General features: G+C 45.2%; 15 protein-coding genes. 3 read left to right on the top strand and 12 right to left on the bottom strand.

What is annotated here, in order from left to right:
• Nucleotides 1-40: 40 nt before the first annotated feature.
• Genes B5X60_RS03235 through B5X60_RS03225 form a run of 3 tightly spaced genes read right to left on the bottom strand, consistent with a single transcriptional unit; the run spans nt 41 to nt 1834 of the window.
• A complete protein-coding gene (locus B5X60_RS03235) occupies nt 41-658 on the bottom strand; it encodes an HAD hydrolase-like protein (RefSeq protein ID WP_245803458.1) in 618 nt (205 codons plus the stop codon).
• The gene (locus B5X60_RS03230; RefSeq protein ID WP_079701216.1) at nt 642-1178 is read right to left on the bottom strand and encodes an ATP-grasp domain-containing protein; all 537 of its coding nucleotides are present in this window, start codon (nt 1176-1178) and stop codon (nt 642-644) included. Before B5X60_RS03230 ends, B5X60_RS03235 begins: the two co-directional genes overlap by 17 nt.
• Before the next feature lie 2 nt (nt 1179-1180).
• The gene (locus tag B5X60_RS03225) at nt 1181-1834 is read right to left on the bottom strand and encodes an ABC transporter ATP-binding protein (protein ID WP_079701215.1); all 654 of its coding nucleotides are present in this window, start codon (nt 1832-1834) and stop codon (nt 1181-1183) included.
• Nucleotides 1835-1983: 149 nt separating this feature from the next.
• Between B5X60_RS03225 and sucC the strand changes: the two genes are divergently transcribed.
• Nucleotides 1984-3180 (top strand): ADP-forming succinate--CoA ligase subunit beta, encoded by a 1197-nt coding sequence (gene sucC / locus B5X60_RS03220; RefSeq protein ID WP_079701214.1) that lies wholly within the window; start codon nt 1984-1986, stop codon nt 3178-3180.
• A 173-nt stretch (nt 3181-3353) separates the two neighbouring features.
• Here sucC and B5X60_RS03215 read toward each other — a convergent pair whose 3' ends face one another.
• The 3 genes from B5X60_RS03215 to B5X60_RS03205 form a co-directional block, all read right to left on the bottom strand.
• Nucleotides 3354-5204 carry a glycoside hydrolase family 2 protein gene (locus B5X60_RS03215; protein ID WP_079701213.1) on the bottom strand — a complete coding sequence of 617 codons (1851 nt, stop codon included), beginning with the start codon at nt 5202-5204 and terminating at the stop codon, nt 3354-3356.
• Nucleotides 5205-6895: 1691 nt separating this feature from the next.
• Entirely contained in the window at nt 6896-7195 is a 300-nt protein-coding gene (locus tag B5X60_RS03210; RefSeq protein WP_079701212.1) for a helix-turn-helix domain-containing protein, read from the bottom strand.
• Nucleotides 7196-7476: 281 nt separating this feature from the next.
• A complete protein-coding gene (locus B5X60_RS03205) occupies nt 7477-8061 on the bottom strand; it encodes a YdeI/OmpD-associated family protein (RefSeq protein ID WP_079701211.1) in 585 nt (194 codons plus the stop codon).
• A 305-nt stretch (nt 8062-8366) separates the two neighbouring features.
• Between B5X60_RS03205 and B5X60_RS03195 the strand changes: the two genes are divergently transcribed.
• Complete coding sequence (locus tag B5X60_RS03195) at nt 8367-8576, top strand: hypothetical protein (protein WP_079701209.1); 210 nt, start codon at nt 8367-8369, stop codon at nt 8574-8576.
• A gap of 54 nt (nt 8577-8630) precedes the next feature.
• Nucleotides 8631-9509: a DUF72 domain-containing protein gene (locus B5X60_RS03190; RefSeq protein WP_079701208.1), complete on the top strand. Its 879-nt coding sequence runs from the start codon at nt 8631-8633 to the stop codon at nt 9507-9509.
• 378 nt (nt 9510-9887) lie between these two features.
• On the opposite strand, the gene rplT is transcribed toward B5X60_RS03190, so the two are convergent.
• The 6 genes from rplT to B5X60_RS03160 all read right to left on the bottom strand — a co-directional run bounded on the left by rplT (nt 9888) and on the right by B5X60_RS03160 (nt 15660).
• A complete protein-coding gene (gene rplT / locus B5X60_RS03185) occupies nt 9888-10232 on the bottom strand; it encodes a 50S ribosomal protein L20 (RefSeq protein ID WP_079701207.1) in 345 nt (114 codons plus the stop codon).
• 77 nt (nt 10233-10309) lie between these two features.
• A complete protein-coding gene (rpmI, locus tag B5X60_RS03180; protein ID WP_079701206.1) occupies nt 10310-10510 on the bottom strand; it encodes a 50S ribosomal protein L35 in 201 nt (66 codons plus the stop codon).
• A 67-nt stretch (nt 10511-10577) separates the two neighbouring features.
• Nucleotides 10578-11150 (bottom strand): translation initiation factor IF-3, encoded by a 573-nt coding sequence (infC, locus tag B5X60_RS03175; RefSeq protein ID WP_079701205.1) that lies wholly within the window; start codon nt 11148-11150, stop codon nt 10578-10580.
• A gap of 12 nt (nt 11151-11162) precedes the next feature.
• Nucleotides 11163-13088: a threonine--tRNA ligase gene (gene thrS / locus B5X60_RS03170; protein ID WP_079701204.1), complete on the bottom strand. Its 1926-nt coding sequence runs from the start codon at nt 13086-13088 to the stop codon at nt 11163-11165.
• Nucleotides 13089-13378: 290 nt separating this feature from the next.
• The gene (locus B5X60_RS03165; RefSeq protein ID WP_079701203.1) at nt 13379-13765 is read right to left on the bottom strand and encodes a hypothetical protein; all 387 of its coding nucleotides are present in this window, start codon (nt 13763-13765) and stop codon (nt 13379-13381) included.
• Between the two features lie 248 nt (nt 13766-14013).
• A complete protein-coding gene (locus tag B5X60_RS03160; RefSeq protein WP_079701202.1) occupies nt 14014-15660 on the bottom strand; it encodes a sodium/sugar symporter in 1647 nt (548 codons plus the stop codon).
• Between the last annotated feature and the right edge of the window lie 139 nt (nt 15661-15799).

The following is a 15799-nucleotide window of genomic DNA, read 5'->3' as shown; positions in this document are numbered from 1 at the left end:
TTTAATTTATAATTGGTTTTTCACTAGTTACAAGATGAATTTACAGAAAGTCATCCACATTCACATAATCTACTCCGCATGATGCCGCAAAATCTTCATCTGTTTGGGTAGCTCCTATGATAACAACTTCTTTCCGTACTAAGTTATTGTCTTTGAGTATATACGTTAATACGTCTGGTTCGGGTTTAAGTTTTATTTCTTCTGCATAAAAAACGCGAAGATACTTTTCCAGGCCATTCCATTCCAGCTGCCGGATCTTATTGAGCTGAATTTCGGGCTTACCATTGGTGATTAAAAACAGCTGTTTTCGGTCAACTATAATCTCCTGCATCAGCTTCAACACTTCCTTGTACATTAGCAGCTTTAAAGGAAGAATGGCCGAATAGTGCAGTCTGTCAAAGTTGAGCCTGTATTTCTCATCGATATTAAAGGCCTCTTTTGCCTTATCAAAAATTTCAACTGCACCATGATGCTCATAGGCCGTTTTAAAAAAAGACGTGAGTTCTGCAGAAGAGGGCACGCCTTCTGTAAACTCGATAAAGTTTGAAAAAAGGTAATAAACCTGTAGTAAATAGTCTTTCTCGGGGTAAATAACATTATCCAGCTCGAATACAAATGCTTTCTTCCCCGGATCGAAGTCTTTATATTCCAGCATCATTCACTAAATATAAGCTATACTCTGTTTTTTGTTCTTTGGTTGCCCGGCTAAATACGCCGGTCTCATTTTTCAATTGCATATCATTGCCCACTGCCACTCCTGCTACTAGCATTCCCCCGTCCAGCACACTTATCTCGCCTGCCTTTTGAGCCACCTTATTTGCCTTTTTATCAAGCCATTCATTGGATGGGATCATCAGCCTGATCTGGTATTCATCAAAAAGGTCTCTTGCTTTAGCGAGCTCACGAATTTCTCCAATCCTTAAAGGGTATACTTTTGTGATACCAAGATCGAGACAGGCTTTTAAGGTTTCGTGGACAAAACTTGGGGAGTCATAATGCGGTATTACCAAACTTGTCTTTCCAGGAAGCTGTGGAAGCTCACTCACATCGGCAAATACCACAGGCTGAGCATCTCGTTCTCCACTTCTCGTTTCTCGCTTCTCGGTTCTCGCTTCTCCCAAAATCCGCTCAAGCCGGTACGATTCCGGACTTAAGCCTGCAGTTATCAATACGGGCATTGCTACATGATTATTTGTCCGTCTTTCATAATGATCTTGCGATCCGCCATGTTCGCCAGGTTCTCGTTATGGGTAACGATCACAAACGTCTGCTGCAAGCGATCCCGAAGATCGGCAAACAGCTGATGCAGGCTCTCGGCATTATTCGAATCCAGGTTCCCTGATGGTTCATCAGCCAGAATAATGGATGGACTATTGATCATTGCTCGTGCTACCGAAACTCTTTGCTGCTCCCCTCCCGACAATTCATTCGGTTTATGATTAGCACGGTCTTTCAAACCCAGCAGATCCAGCAGCTCCCTTGCCCTTTCTTCGGTCTGCTTTTTACCCTTATTAGCTATATAAGCAGGAATAGCAATATTTTCGAGGGCGGTGAACTCGGGCAGCAGGTGGTGAAACTGGAAGATAAAGCCAATATGTTCGTTACGGAAAGCGCTGAGTTTTTTTGGTGAAAGCGTTGCGATATCTATGTTATTCAGGCGCACCGTACCCTGATCCTGGCGATCAAGCGTACCGATAATATGAAGCAGAGTACTTTTTCCTGCTCCGGAAGCTCCTACAATCGTGATGATTTCGCCTTTTTGTACTTCGAGGTCAACGCCCTTAAGGATATGAAGTTTTCCGTATGATTTATGAATTCCTGTTGCCTGAAGCATATATAAGGTCAGATTGGAATTGCAAAGGTGCAAATTGTTTACAATACTGTTTGCAGACTGCAACAAAAACAGTGATTTTTTAAGAATTGCTTAACCTGAATTTTCAGGTTTCCACATAAAAACGTAGTTTTACTTCAAATAATAAGTACATGAACATTCACGAATATCAGGGTAAAGCAATATTAAAGAGCTTCGGTGTCAGAGTTCAGGAAGGCATCGTTGCATCAACTGCTGAAGAGGCTGTTGAGGCAGCTAAAAAGCTGAAAACAGAATACAATTCAGACTGGGTTGTAGTAAAAGCACAGATCCATGCGGGTGGTCGCGGTAAAGGCGGCGGCGTTAAGCTCGCAAAGAATCTTGATGAGGTGAAAGAAAAAGCGGGCCAGATCATCGGCATGCAGCTGATCACCCCTCAGACCGGTCCGGAAGGCAAGCTGGTTAGTAAAGTTTTGATTGCACAGGATGTGTATTACCCTGGAGAAAGTGAAACAAAGGAGTTTTATGTTAGTGTCCTTCTTGATCGTGCCAAAGGTCGTAACATCGTGATGTATTCTACCGAAGGCGGTATGGATATCGAAGAAGTAGCAGAGCACACTCCGCACCTTATATTTAAAGAAGAAGTAGATCCTAAGGTTGGCCTCCAGGGCTTCCAGGCTCGTAAGATTGCATTCAACCTCGGACTTAGCGGCGATGCATTCAAGGATATGACCAAGTTTATCGCTGCATTATACCGTGCATACGACGAAACGGATTCATCCATGTTTGAGATCAACCCGGTTCTGAAGACTTCAGACAACAAGATCCTTGCTGTTGATGCGAAAGTAAACCTGGATGATAACGCCTTATTCCGTCACAAGGATTACGAAGCAATGCGCGATACCAGCGAAGAGGATCCAACAGAAGTTGAAGCCAGCAAATCAAACCTGAACTATGTAAAGCTTGATGGAAATGTGGGCTGTATGGTTAACGGTGCCGGTCTTGCCATGGCAACTATGGATATCATCAAGCTTGCAGGCGGTGAGCCGGCAAACTTTCTGGATGTGGGCGGAACTGCAAATGCTGAAACGGTGAAAGCTGGTTTCAATATCATCCTTTCTGATCCAAACGTAAAAGCTATCCTGATTAACATTTTTGGCGGTATTGTTCGCTGCGACCGTGTTGCACAAGGTGTCATCGATGCTTACAAAGAGATCGGAAATATTCCGGTGCCAATCATCGTGCGCTTGCAGGGAACCAATGCTGTAGAAGCTAAAAAACTAATAGACGAATCAGGACTGAAAGTATACTCTGCTATTTTGTTGAAAGAAGCTGCGGCTTTGGTAACGAAGGTTTTGGAGGAGAAGTAATAAGGAACAAAGAGCAAAGAATAATGACACGCCCCCGGTAATTTATCGGGGGCGTTTTTTATTGCCGATATTCTTAAGGGTGCGTGAGCGGTGTGTACGCTAGTGCTCCCCTTCCTGCAAGGGGAGCTGTCCTGCTTTTGGCAGGGCTGAGGGGTCAAATCCTACCCCTGTCACTATCGTACAGCCTGCTCATAAAGTGTCCCATGCAGCGCCTTAAGCGTCCCCTCAGACATCTTTACCACCTTCCGGTCATACGTCATCAGGCCATTCGTTTCAACCTCAACATCTGTAGTCTGCGTGTAGATTGCTGCAGATAGTCCCAGAGGAATCAATACCCGAAGATCAGTGATCAATTTGGTGTAGCGCTTCAACAGTTCTTCTTTAGTTTTAAAGCTTTGATAACCCCAGTTTCCTTTGTCCAGCCACGTATGACCCTCGATCGGCAGACCCAAGCCACCGAACTCACCCAAAACGAGTACCTGCTTGTCACCAAATAAAATCGGAACCGGCATTGCTGGATCGGGATAGTTGTGAAGATCGGCTATATGCCCGACAGGAAAGTAATTACCGCCACTCGCGCTGTTTACTAATCGTGACGGATCTTTCTTCATCGTCCATTCCGTAATTTCTTTCGTTTTGAACTGTCCCCAGGCTTCATTGAATGGTACCCACATCACGATAGAAGGAAAGGGGTGCAAAGCCTCCATAATTTTTTCCCACTCAACGCGGTACGATGTTTCAGAGGCTTCCGATCGTAACTTATCCTGTGGTTTTCCGGATATCTGACCCGGCCTGCTGTCCCACGCCGACCCTTGTATGTCGCCGCTCGGCATATCCTGCCAAACCAACATACCAAGCTTGTCGCAGTGGTAATACCAACGTGAAGGCTCAACCTTAATATGCTTCCTGATCATATTGAAGCCCATGTCCTTCGTTTTCTGCACATCAAATGCCAGCGCTTCATCCGTTGGCGCAGTGTAAAGACCATCCGGCCACCAGCCCTGGTCGAGTGTGCCGTACTGGAATAAAAACTTATTGTTTAGTAACATGCGCTGTATCCCTGCAGCATCTTTCTGCATACTAATTTTGCGCATGGCGAAATATGAGCTTGCCTCATCTACAATCTTACCCTTCCTGATCACAGAAACTTTCAGATCATAAAGAAAGGGTTGCGAAGGGCTCCAGAGCTTCGGATCGCTGATCGTCAGTGTATGGCTTTCTCCTGCACTGCGCACACTATTGCTTACTTGTTTTGCCCCATCCCACGCGCTTACCGCAACCTGGTCCCCGGCTTCCGCATTCGTGACTTCTACATTCACATCAAGCGCATTACGGTCAATATCAGGAGTAGGCTTCAGCGTGGTGATATAGGTTTCCGGAAGCGATTCTAACCAAACCGTCTGCCAGATCCCCGTCACTGGGGTATACCAAATTCCATGGGGATTTTTGGTTTGTTTGCCCACTGGCTGAGTGCCGTCATCCGTAGGATCAAACACCCGCAGGGCTATTTCCTGCTGTTTGCCTTTCTTCAGAAACGAACTGATATCAAAACTGAAAGGATCGAAACCGCCTTTATGCGCGCCCACCTTCCGGCCGTTTACATAAACTTCGCACTCCCAGTCCACCGCGCCAAAATGAAGCAGCACCCTGGGCTTTTTCAGGTTATTCGACAGTTCAACAGTCCTTTTATACCACAGAATCGAATCCTTCCCTACCCTTTTACCCACACCGGAAAGTGACGACTCGATAGCAAAGGGAACCAGGATCTCATTATCAAAGCCAGATGGAATATCCCGTTGGTCTAATTTCGTCAACTTATATTTCCATAGGCCATTGAGATTTTGCCAGTTACCGCTACGAGCCAATTGCGGTCTGGGATATTCCTGTAGGGCATTGTTAGGAGTTACCTTCCCAGCCCATGGGGAGGATATTTTTCCGGTCACCGCTTTCCAGGGTTCCTGAGCGGCCAATGGGTGTAGTAAACATGAAAGAATTAGCAGTACGAAGTAGTTTTTGAATGCCATAGGTGGTCGGGTATAAGTTTGTTTGTATCAAATATATAAAGATTAGCATTTAGCCGTAAGATTAGTTCTTATTGTGAATTATGGAAATTACTCCTCGACTGGTGTAATTGGTTACGCTTTCATTTATCCTGATACGCGAATTAAATTTATTGAAGATTATTCCACCACTCATAGAGTAGGCCTAGTTCTTTACTCCAGGTCAGATAGCGCACCCCCACCGCTGCGCCATGCGCTACTTAATCTAATGCTGAGTCTTTATCTGTGGTTTAACGCACTCCCTCAATAGCGGGACGGAATGACCGTGAACGAAATTCAGTGCACGCGCTCAAGCAGCGTCCAGTAGCTGTCAACCGTCCGCTGTCAACCTTCAACTCATAAAATAACTTTTAGCAGAGTCTTCATACTTACCCCTCCTTCGCTACACTACGGCGGGCGCAGCGCCTATTTGCAACAACGAATTTCGTTCCTGTACGCTTCGCAGAAGTCTTGATTCTTGGTTCTTGATACTTGGCTCTTAAAAAATAACTTTTAGCAGAGTCTTCATACTTACCGCCTATTTCGCGTTCGGTGTACTTCCGAAGTTCGGAATCACCATACTAACGGCACCATTGGGGATTTGAACCCTGACTGTAATGCACCAGCCTTAATCAGTTGAAAGTGGACAGTGGAAGTTGACGGTTAGCATGATGCATAGCCAGTCGAATAAGTAGCGCTCCTCTCCGCTCAGCCGCTGTCAACTGTCAACTCTCAACTATGAGGGAGGCCCGCGGTGTGTACGCAAGCGCTCCCCTGCCAAGGGGAGCTGTCCCGCTTATTGCGGGACTGAGGGGTTATCCTCTCCGCCCCAGCCGCTGTCAACCCTCAACTGTCAACTGTCAACTATGAGGGAGGCCCCCGTCCACTTAACCGCCCCAATCTTTGCTCTTTGCTCTTTGTTCCTTGCTCCCGCATTCCACGTACCTGGCTACCTGAGAAATCGACCGCACCAACCGCCTCCTTCGGTACACCCCATCTCCTGCCCGCCCACCAGCCCGCTCAGGCCGTGAGTTAATACATTGAATTTTGATCTTGCCATTTTAGTAAATTTTAAAAGTTTAAAAAATCAGCGCCTTTGTTATACCGGTATGTGGTGCTCGGATCAAACATCGCAAGCATTTAAAAGCCAGCGAAATTCTGACCGGATTTGACCGAATTTGACCGAATTTGACCGACCTCGTGGCATAAACCCGCAAAAAATCGTGTGATCATGAAAAACCCGCAGGTTTACGCAAGGTCAAAGACAGTGCTATCTAAGGGTGATCTCAGGGTGATCTCAGGGTGATCTCAGGGTGATCTCAGGGTGAGGAACAAGGGAGAATTAGGACTGGAATACGTGCGGTTTTTCGGTAATAACCTGCAAGTATTGCTGGCATAAGCTCGCTGTGCACTCGGCGAACTTTGTGTTCTTCCTCTGTGCACTCCGCGTTAAAACCTAAGTGCTTTACAAGCCGAGGCTTGCACATAATGTTAATTTCACCACGAAGGACACAGAGGAAGGAAGGGAGAACACTAAGGAAGACACGGGTAAGATTTTTTGTCCTTGGTTTAAGAATTTATTGGGTCCTTAAATTTAACAGACTAGAGGTTCCAGCCTGCGCTGGAATGACATGGCTTTTTAGTAAAATTAGGAGATTCCAGCCTGCGCTGGAATCTTATTTCATAAACCTGTTCGCCAAGTCTAAAACCGATTGCCGATGGTAATAACATCTGCCCCCAATTTTAAAGTACGGCAGGATGCCATCCCTACGACGCCGATAAATGGAGCTGGTACTCCAATGTAGATTATTTCTCAGGTCGGTATCGTCCCACCAGTCGCCTAACTCTGCAGCTCGGGCCGCTTTATCTGCATGTGCAAAATCATTCGCTTCCCGGCCTCCGGCTGATCCGTGGTTAACGATCAGCTGCAACTGGGCGACGAGCGATTTAAGTGCAGATAAGTCCAGGCCTTTCAAGTGGAATAGTTTTACCACAAATTTCCGGACGACCCTGGTTATATCCTAGTTATAAATGGTTATATCTGGTTATATTTTGGTTATATCTGGTTATATTTTGCATATATCTGCTTATACTTCCTTATATTCTTATGCATGGGCGGGCATTACAGCGGCAGACCCTACTTTTACTTTTTTTTGATCACATCCATTTTAAGCTAAACATTTCTCCTATCGGAATGCCTTCAGCTCCCAAATTAAATGAGTTTTACCAGGGAGGTTGGTTATCCTTGCCAGTCCTATTATCCGTGAATTTTGATCTCCTCACTTAGCATCGCGACAAACTTCTCAATCTTCGATTTCCTTAATTCCGGATTCTTAGTTCCACGAATCCGATAGTTGAATGCAAAAGTATTCGCCTTATTCAACGTCGCCCAAAATGCTTTCGCTTTCGTATTGGCCTCCAGCGCCGCAGCAAAATCCTCAGGCATTGTCATCGTCGCCGGACCAGCATAAGCAGCGTCCCACCGCCCGTCTGCCTTTGCCGCATCAACTGCTGCAAGTCCGGCTGGCTTCATCCTGCCCGCCTTCTCCAGTTCAGCAATCTTTGCTACATTAATCTTAGACCATACACTCTTAGCCCGGCGGGGAGTGAAACGCTGCAGGAAATATTGCTCATCATAGGTCTGCTTCTGTCCGTCGATCCATCCATAGCATAGGGCGACGTCGAGGCCCTCAGCGTAACTGATAGTCACACGTCCCGATCCTTTCTTAGCGATCTTCAGCCAAAGACCTACGTCAGAGATATGAGCCTCAATCCATTCCGAAAACGCAGCTGTTGTCTCAAATGATAGCACAGGCAATCCATCCTTTAATTCCAAATCCATATGGTGCGTAAGTTAAAAAAAATGGATGATTTCTTGTTTGAGCCCTTCCCGATCAACCACTCAGATTCCAGCGAACGCTGGAATCTCCCAATTTTAGATAAACGTGATGTCATTCCAGCGAAAGCTGGAACCTCCCAATTTCAAATAACTGTTTTGTCATTCCCGCGAAGACCTGCGTACGGTAGGCAGGCTGGAACCTCGTGCCCTCCCTTAAAAGGCTTGTGAATATTCCTGATTAATCGATCGCCTAAACTCCCATATTCAAATATAATAAACCAAAGGCCCGTTTGATTGTCAATTTCAATATGGAACCATTTGAAATTAATCTAGTTGGAGAGAATTTAACCGTTACGCCAATCGAAAATGGCAGCTATGTAATCACAAAAGCTGGTAGAGAAGTTACTGTGTTAGTGCCGGAAATAACCGATGGTGCATTGACGATCTGGAAGTCGAAGGACATGTCGATAGACCAGGCTATGCAGATTGGCGAACTAATCGAAGAACATTACCTTTAAACCAGGTTAACGAATCCGAAAAAGCGGATAGGCATTTTTATCAAATTATTTCCCATGCATTTCGGCAGAGACAGTAGCACAGAATTAGGCGACATTGACTTTACACTGCCGCCGGATCATCCGGTTACTTCGGACACCCTGCAACGCAAAGGTGATCCCTCAAATTTCGATCTGCGAATCGGCAGTTCACTCTGGGGCCGCAAGGAATGGATTGGAACCTTGTTTCCTGAAAAGACTTCAGAAAAGAACTTTTTGACAGAGTACGCCCGGAAAGTCAACTACATTGAATTAAACGCTACATTTTACGGAATGCCTCCCCGCTCCCGTATAGACGGCTGGTATGAAAAGGCCGCCGGTAGGGATTTTATATTTGCCCCAAAAATACCAAGAAGCATCACCCATATCCTGAGGTTTAAAAATACAGGTGAACGCATCCGCGAATTCCTTGATGTGGTCAGTGGGTTAAAAGAAAAGCTCGGGCCGGTATTCTTTCAATGTAATGATAATTTCAGACCTGACCAGTATCCTTTGCTAATCGAAGCGCTGGATAATGCGACATCATCATATAAGACCGGGACATTTACCGTGTTTGTCGAGCTACGCCATGAAGAGTGGTTCGCAGATCCGGAGTTTTTCGATCGCGTTGCCACCGACCTGGCTGCACGGAATATTGGCCTTGTGCTTAATGATACTCCTGTCCGACGGGATGTCTTACATATGGCGCTTACCGTACCAAAGCTGTTCGTTCGTTTTAACGGGAACGGCGATCATCCGGCCGATGAAAATCGCATCAGGAATTGGGCTAAACGGATCGCTAGATGGAAAGCTCAAGGCCTGACAAATGTTTATTTTACCATCCATCAGGAGGATATAGAAACTTTTCCAGTCTCACTGGAGCGGGTCCGTGCTATCTTCGCAGAACATAGTGTATAGCAGTGATTACTTTTGGTCCATATGCGACCACCTTCGGGGTCGGGATGACACCATAAACAATTTCTATATAGATTTGACCCCTTCAGGGTCACGCCGACTACCCTTAATCCTATGAATCCTATCATCCTATGAATCCTGTCTCCTATCAATCCCCATTAATCCTATGAATCCTATCATCCTATGAATCCTATCATCCTATTAATCCTATCATCCTATGAATCCTAGTATCCTATCAATCCTATCATCCTATGAATCCTATCATCCTATGAATCCTATGAATCCTATCATCCTATGAATCCTGGTATCCTATTAATCCTAGTCCTAAACAAAAAAAGGGAGCCTCTCGACCCCCTTTTCATAATTACATAATAAACAATCTTATTTCACGGTATCAACTACCGCTTTGAAAGCTTCCGGGTGATTCATTGCAAGATCAGCCAAAACCTTACGGTTTAATTGGTTGCCGTTTGCAGTTAATTTTCCCATTAATGCTGAATATGATAATCCGTGCTGACGGGCACCTGCGTTGATACGCTGGATCCATAATGCTCTGAATTCTCTTTTCTTGGTTTTACGGTCACGGTATGCATATTGCAAACCTTTCTCGACTGTGTTCTTAGCAACGGTAAAAACCTTGCTTCTTGATCCCCAATAGCCTTTGGCTAGGTCTAAGACCTTTTTTCTTCTTCTTCTTGACGCTACTGCGTTAACCGAACGTGGCATGTTGTTTTGTGTTTTGGTAAGCGGTGTCCCTTCTCGGAAACTTTAAGACCTGATACCTGGTTAAATTAATTTGTTACTTATTTGCCGATTGTAAGCATACGTTTAACGTTGCCCATATCTGCGTCAGATACTAAACTGCTCTGACCTAAAGCACGCTTGCGTTTAGTGCTCATCTTGGTTAAGATGTGGCTCTTGAAAGCGTTCTTTCTTTTGATTTTACCTGTTCCAGTAAGCTTGAAGCGCTTTTTTGCACTGGAACACGTCTTCATTTTTGGCATAACTCTGTTTTATATTTATTTGTCAATGATTCTTATTCGTGATAACTGTCAACTGTCAACTTATCAATTACTTTTTACCCGCGTTTTTCGGCGCTACCGTCAAAAACATCCTCTTTCCTTCTAACTTCGGTAACTGTTCTACTTTACCCACATCTTCCAATGCCTGGGCGAACTTTAATAAAAGGATCTCTCCCTGCTCTTTGTAAACAATTGCACGGCCCTTGAAGTGAACATAGGCTCTCACCTTCTCACCACCTTCAAGGAATCCGATCGCATGCTTCAGCTTAAACTGGAAATCATGATCGTTGGTATTAGGCCCAAAACGGATCTCTTTAATGATCGTTTGTTTTGCATTGGACTTAATTTCCTTCATTTTCTTTTTCTGCTCGTAGATAAACTTGTTGTAGTCAACAATCTTACATACAGGCGGAACTGCATTTGGGGAAATCTCAACAAGATCAAGATCTTGTTCAATCGCCATTGCTAAAGCTTCTCTGAACGGATAAATACCCGTGACAACGTTGTCACCGGTAACCCGGACCTCCGGGGCCCTGATCAGATCATTGATCTTGTGCTCAGCTTCCTTCTTTTTAAACGGAGGGCGTGGTCCTCTATTAAATCCTGGTCTTCCTAATGCCAAATTACTATTTACTTAAATTGTTATTTCTTTAACTAACTGATTGCTAAACTCTTCCAAGGTCATGCTTCCTGCATCCCCGTGGCCATGTTTCCTAACAGAAACCATACCATCATTCATTTCCTTTTCACCAATTATGAGCATGTACGGTATCTTCTTCACTTCGGCATCGCGTATTTTGCGGCCAATCTTCTCATCTCTGGAGTCAATCAAGCCGCGAATATCGGAATTATTAAGCGATTCTAAAACTTTTTTTGCATAATCCTCATATTTTTCAGAGATCGGCAGCACGATAAATTGCTCGGGTGTAAGCCATAATGGAAATTCGCCGGCGCAATGTTCAATAAGCACCGCTACAAAGCGCTCCAGCGATCCGAAAGGTGCCCTGTGGATCATTACCGGGCGGTGTTTCTGATTATCGCGGCCAGTGTACTCGAGTTCAAATCGCTCCGGCAGATTATAATCTACCTGGATGGTTCCCAGCTGCCATTTTCTGCCCAATGCATCCTTTACCATGAAATCGAGCTTCGGACCGTAAAATGCGGCTTCGCCAAGCTCAACTACAGTTTTCAGTCCTTTCTCTTCGGCTGCTTCAATGATGGACGTTTCAGCCAGCTGCCAGTTCTCATCAGTACCGATATACTTGGTTTTGTTTGCCGGATCACGAAGTGAAATTTGAGCGGTATAGTCCTCAAAGCCAAGGGCTTTAAAAACATATAATACCAGGTCAATTACCTTCTTGAACTCTTCCTTTACCTGGTCCGGGCGACAGAATAAGTGCGCATCGTCCTGGGTGAAACCACGTACACGGGTCAGGCCATGCAGCTCGCCACTTTGCTCATAACGGTATACTGTTCCGAACTCGGCATACCGTACAGGCAGATCTTTATAGGATCTTGGTTTAGTTTTATAAATTTCGCAGTGGTGCGGACAATTCATTGGTTTTAAGAAGAACTCCTCTCCTTCCTGCGGGGTTTTTATCGGCTGAAATGCATCAGCACCATATTTATCATAGTGGCCGGAAGTAACATAAAGATTCTTGTGCCCAATATGCGGGGTAATCACCTGCTCATAACCGGACTTAACCTGTGCGCGCTGCAGGAAATTCACCAGCTTCTCGCGTAAAGCAGTTCCTTTTGGAAGCCATAGCGGCAGGCCCATTCCTACTTTTTCCGAGAAAGCAAAAAGCTCCAGCTCTTTACCAAGCTTGCGATGATCGCGTTTCTTGGCTTCTTCGATCATGTGCAGGTAATCGGTCAGTTCGCTTTGTTTCGGAAAGGTAACTCCATAGATCCTGGTAAGCTGTTTACGGGTTTCATCCCCGCGCCAGTATGCCCCGGCAACGTTCATCAGCTTAACCGCCTTAATGAAGCCAGTATTGGGGATATGCGGCCCGCGGCAGAGATCAGTAAAATTGCCCTGGGTATAGAATGTGATGGTGCCGTCAGTAAGATCCTTGATCAGATCCAGCTTATACTCATCATCCTTTTCAGTAAAATATTTAACAGCCTCATCTTTAGAAACTGCTGTTCTGGAAAACTCAGCCTTGGTGCGGGCCAGTTCCATAATCTTCTCTTCAATCTGCTTAAAGTCGTCGGAAGAAAACTCGCGGTCGCCGAAATCTACATCATAATAAAAGCCGGTTTCTATCGCCGGACCAATACCAAACTTAGTTCCGGGGTATAGCGCCTCCAAAGCCTCTGCCATCAGGTGAGCTGAAGAATGCCAGAACGTATTCTTGCCTTCGAGGTCGTTCCAGGTAAGCAATTTAACTTCGGCATCAGCCTCGATCGGGCGGGAAGAATCCCAAACCTGTCCGTTAACCTGTGCTGCTAGTACATTTCGCGCTAAGCCTTCCGATATCGAAAGGGCAATCTGGTGGGCTGTCACGCCCTGCTCATATTCACGAACGGAGCCGTCCGGAAGGGTAATCTTAATCATATACAAAATGATTTATTAGTTATGTAAAATGAAACAAGCGGTCATATACAGAGTGACCATCAATTCGGGTGTAAAAGTAGGGATTTAAGTTATACGTTGTACGTTATACGTTGTACGTTATACGTTGTACGTTCTTGTCATACACGGTACCGGGTATGATGTCGATAGATTTGGTATTAGCGATGGGTACGCTAGTGCTCCCCTTTTTTCAAGGGGAGCTGTCCCGCTTATTGCGGGACTGAGGGGTTTAAATATACGATTATATTAACATACAGAAGCCTCACGACAATTCACTCCACATATTTCGCCACCAAAATAACATTAACCACAAAAATCATCCAGCACATATAAAAGATAATTGGCGTTGCAGCAAAATTTCCAAATTCAGAACGGTTTATAATTGCCGAGTAAAGGCCGGAAGTAAATAGTAGTAAAAAGAATTCTATGAACATGTATTTTTTGAACATGTATAAATTGAATAGATCTTTTGCAGCACTTGACTTTTTGAAGCCTATAATCCCAAACAGCACGCCCATTATTAAGGCAACCATCCCTATGATCGGGTCCTTATCATCTCCAGTGTGCAGCGACTCATAGAATAAAACGACGCATATAACTACATACAGCCAGGAAAAAGTTATGAAAAAGAGCTTGAAGGTTTTAAAACTTATCTGCATGTTAGTAGGTCATAAGGTACGGGAGACCCGCGGGCCGAAGGCCGGCCCGTCTACAAAAGCTAAGCGATGTGTACGTTTCTTAAGCCTCAGCACTGCATCCCCGTTCACCGTCAATCCGCATTGGCTGGTGCGGCAACCGCAGGCCACGCCTCAGTAGTTGCTTCAATAGCATCAGGCGCAGCGGCGGCTTTTTGTTACTTTTCAGCTGAAGGAAAAGTAAAGATGCCCACGCGGCATTAGCGGAAATCTCAATAAAACACCGTATACAACGCCGTCAATATCCCCACAATAATCACCGACCCCACAATAAACCCTGGCGAACACCTGAACATACTCGTATCAATAACCAGCGCTTTATGCCTTTCCTTACCACTCCTGTCAGCAAGGCTCATCACAACCATAAGCAGCATGAGGAAAACAAAAACAACTGTCATCCGATCCATAAAAGGAAAATCCGGGAAGGCACCGTTCGTCCACAATGGCAGGAATTTAAGTACTGTAGAAAGCGGAATAGTCAGGATAGCGGATGTAAGAGCTGCAGCGGATGTGGTTCTTTTCCAAAAGAATCCCAGCAGGAAGATGGAAAGTACTCCCGGAGAAATAAAGCCGACATATTCCTGGATAAATTGGTAGGCCTGATCGAGGTTCCGCAATGCCGGCGCAACAATACTTGCCAGCACCATGGCCACGATGACGGTGATCCTCCCGGTGCGTACCAGCTGCTTGTCTGAAGCGTCTTTTTTGAAGAACTTTTTGTAGATGTCCAGTGAAAATATAGTTGAGATACTATTTGCTTTTCCTGCAAGCGATGCAACGATCGCTGCGGTCAATGCTGCAAATGCAAGTCCCTTAAGACCGTTCGGTAACAGGTTCATTAAGGTCGGGTACGAATGATCCGGTTTTACCAATCCGTTCACGTCCGTCATCTCCGCCTGGAACATGCCATTCTGATACATGACATACATCGTGATTCCCGGGATCACAACAATAAGCGGGATAAGGAGCTTCAGGAATGCCGCGAAAAGAATTCCTTTTCGTGCTACCGGCAAACTTGCTCCCAAAGCGCGCTGCGTGATATATTGATTACAGCCCCAGTAGTTCAGGTTATTGATCCACATCCCTCCGATCAATACCGACAGGCCGGGCAAGTCGGTATAATATGGGTTCGACTTATCAAAAATCATGTGGAAGTGGGAAGGTGCTTTGTCTTTAATAACCGCGAGGCCTTTCAGAATATCTCCTCCATAACCGAATTTTTCGGATACCAGTGTAAGTGCGAGGTAACAGGTTACCAGTCCGCCGAGGATGAGCACCAGAACCTGGATCACATCCGTATATCCAATAACTTTCATCCCTCCGAGGGTAACGACGATAGAAAATATCCCCAGGCCAACCATGCACCATTCGAAGCTGATGCCCGAGATGGAATTAATAGCCAGAGCACCCAGGTAAATGATGGAGGTTAAATTGACAAACACATATACCAGCAACCAGAATATCGCCATCAGCGTTGCTACAGTATCATTATAACGCTGTGAAAGAAACTGCGGCATCGTAAATATGCCGTTCTTCAAATAGATCGGAATAAAAAATACCGCCACAATGATCAGCGTAGCCGCTGCCATCCACTCATAGGATGATATAGCAAGCCCCAGCGCGAAGCCTGAACCCGACATCCCGATGAAGTGCTCGGCCGAAATATTCGAAGCAATCAGCGATGCCCCTATTGCCCACCAGGTAAGCGAGCCCTCAGCCAGGAAGAACTCCTTCGAATCCATCCCCCCTGCCAGCTTCTGTTTGGCTGTTTTTTGATGGTACACCCAGTACCCATAACCACTTACAACGATAAAATATATAAAGAAAACTACATAATCCAGGGATTGTAAATGGTTCATAGCGGGCTTGTGATTGGATGAGATTATTTTTTAAGATAAATATTTAGTTAAGATAAAGGGTAAAGTAGAAATGAACAAAGAGCAAGGAGCAAAGAGTAAAGACTATACCCGGTTAAATAAACATATTGTTCGGGTGGCC

This window comes from Daejeonella lutea (assembly GCF_900168015.1).
Lineage (GTDB): Bacteria > Bacteroidota > Bacteroidia > Sphingobacteriales > Sphingobacteriaceae > Daejeonella > Daejeonella lutea.
Note: the sequence above shows the minus strand (reverse complement) of the source record. Positions and strands in the feature narration are given on the sequence as shown.

Excerpts from the sequence above, each read along its gene's own strand:
- B5X60_RS03235 (WP_245803458.1), bottom strand. The coding sequence starts at position 658 with ATGATGCTGGAATATAAAGACTTCGATCCGGGGAAGAAAGCATTTGTA.
- B5X60_RS03230 (WP_079701216.1), bottom strand. The coding sequence starts at position 1,178 with ATGCCCGTATTGATAACTGCAGGCTTAAGTCCGGAATCGTACCGGCTT.
- B5X60_RS03225 (WP_079701215.1), bottom strand. The coding sequence starts at position 1,834 with ATGCTTCAGGCAACAGGAATTCATAAATCATACGGAAAACTTCATATC.
- sucC (WP_079701214.1), top strand. The coding sequence starts at position 1,984 with ATGAACATTCACGAATATCAGGGTAAAGCAATATTAAAGAGCTTCGGT.
- B5X60_RS03215 (WP_079701213.1), bottom strand. The coding sequence starts at position 5,204 with ATGGCATTCAAAAACTACTTCGTACTGCTAATTCTTTCATGTTTACTA.
- B5X60_RS03205 (WP_079701211.1), bottom strand. The coding sequence starts at position 8,061 with ATGGATTTGGAATTAAAGGATGGATTGCCTGTGCTATCATTTGAGACA.
- B5X60_RS03195 (WP_079701209.1), top strand. The coding sequence starts at position 8,367 with ATGGAACCATTTGAAATTAATCTAGTTGGAGAGAATTTAACCGTTACG.
- B5X60_RS03190 (WP_079701208.1), top strand. The coding sequence starts at position 8,631 with ATGCATTTCGGCAGAGACAGTAGCACAGAATTAGGCGACATTGACTTT.
- rplT (WP_079701207.1), bottom strand. The coding sequence starts at position 10,232 with ATGCCACGTTCGGTTAACGCAGTAGCGTCAAGAAGAAGAAGAAAAAAG.
- rpmI (WP_079701206.1), bottom strand. The coding sequence starts at position 10,510 with ATGCCAAAAATGAAGACGTGTTCCAGTGCAAAAAAGCGCTTCAAGCTT.
- thrS (WP_079701204.1), bottom strand. The coding sequence starts at position 13,088 with ATGATTAAGATTACCCTTCCGGACGGCTCCGTTCGTGAATATGAGCAG.
- B5X60_RS03165 (WP_079701203.1), bottom strand. The coding sequence starts at position 13,765 with ATGCAGATAAGTTTTAAAACCTTCAAGCTCTTTTTCATAACTTTTTCC.
- B5X60_RS03160 (WP_079701202.1), bottom strand. The coding sequence starts at position 15,660 with ATGAACCATTTACAATCCCTGGATTATGTAGTTTTCTTTATATATTTT.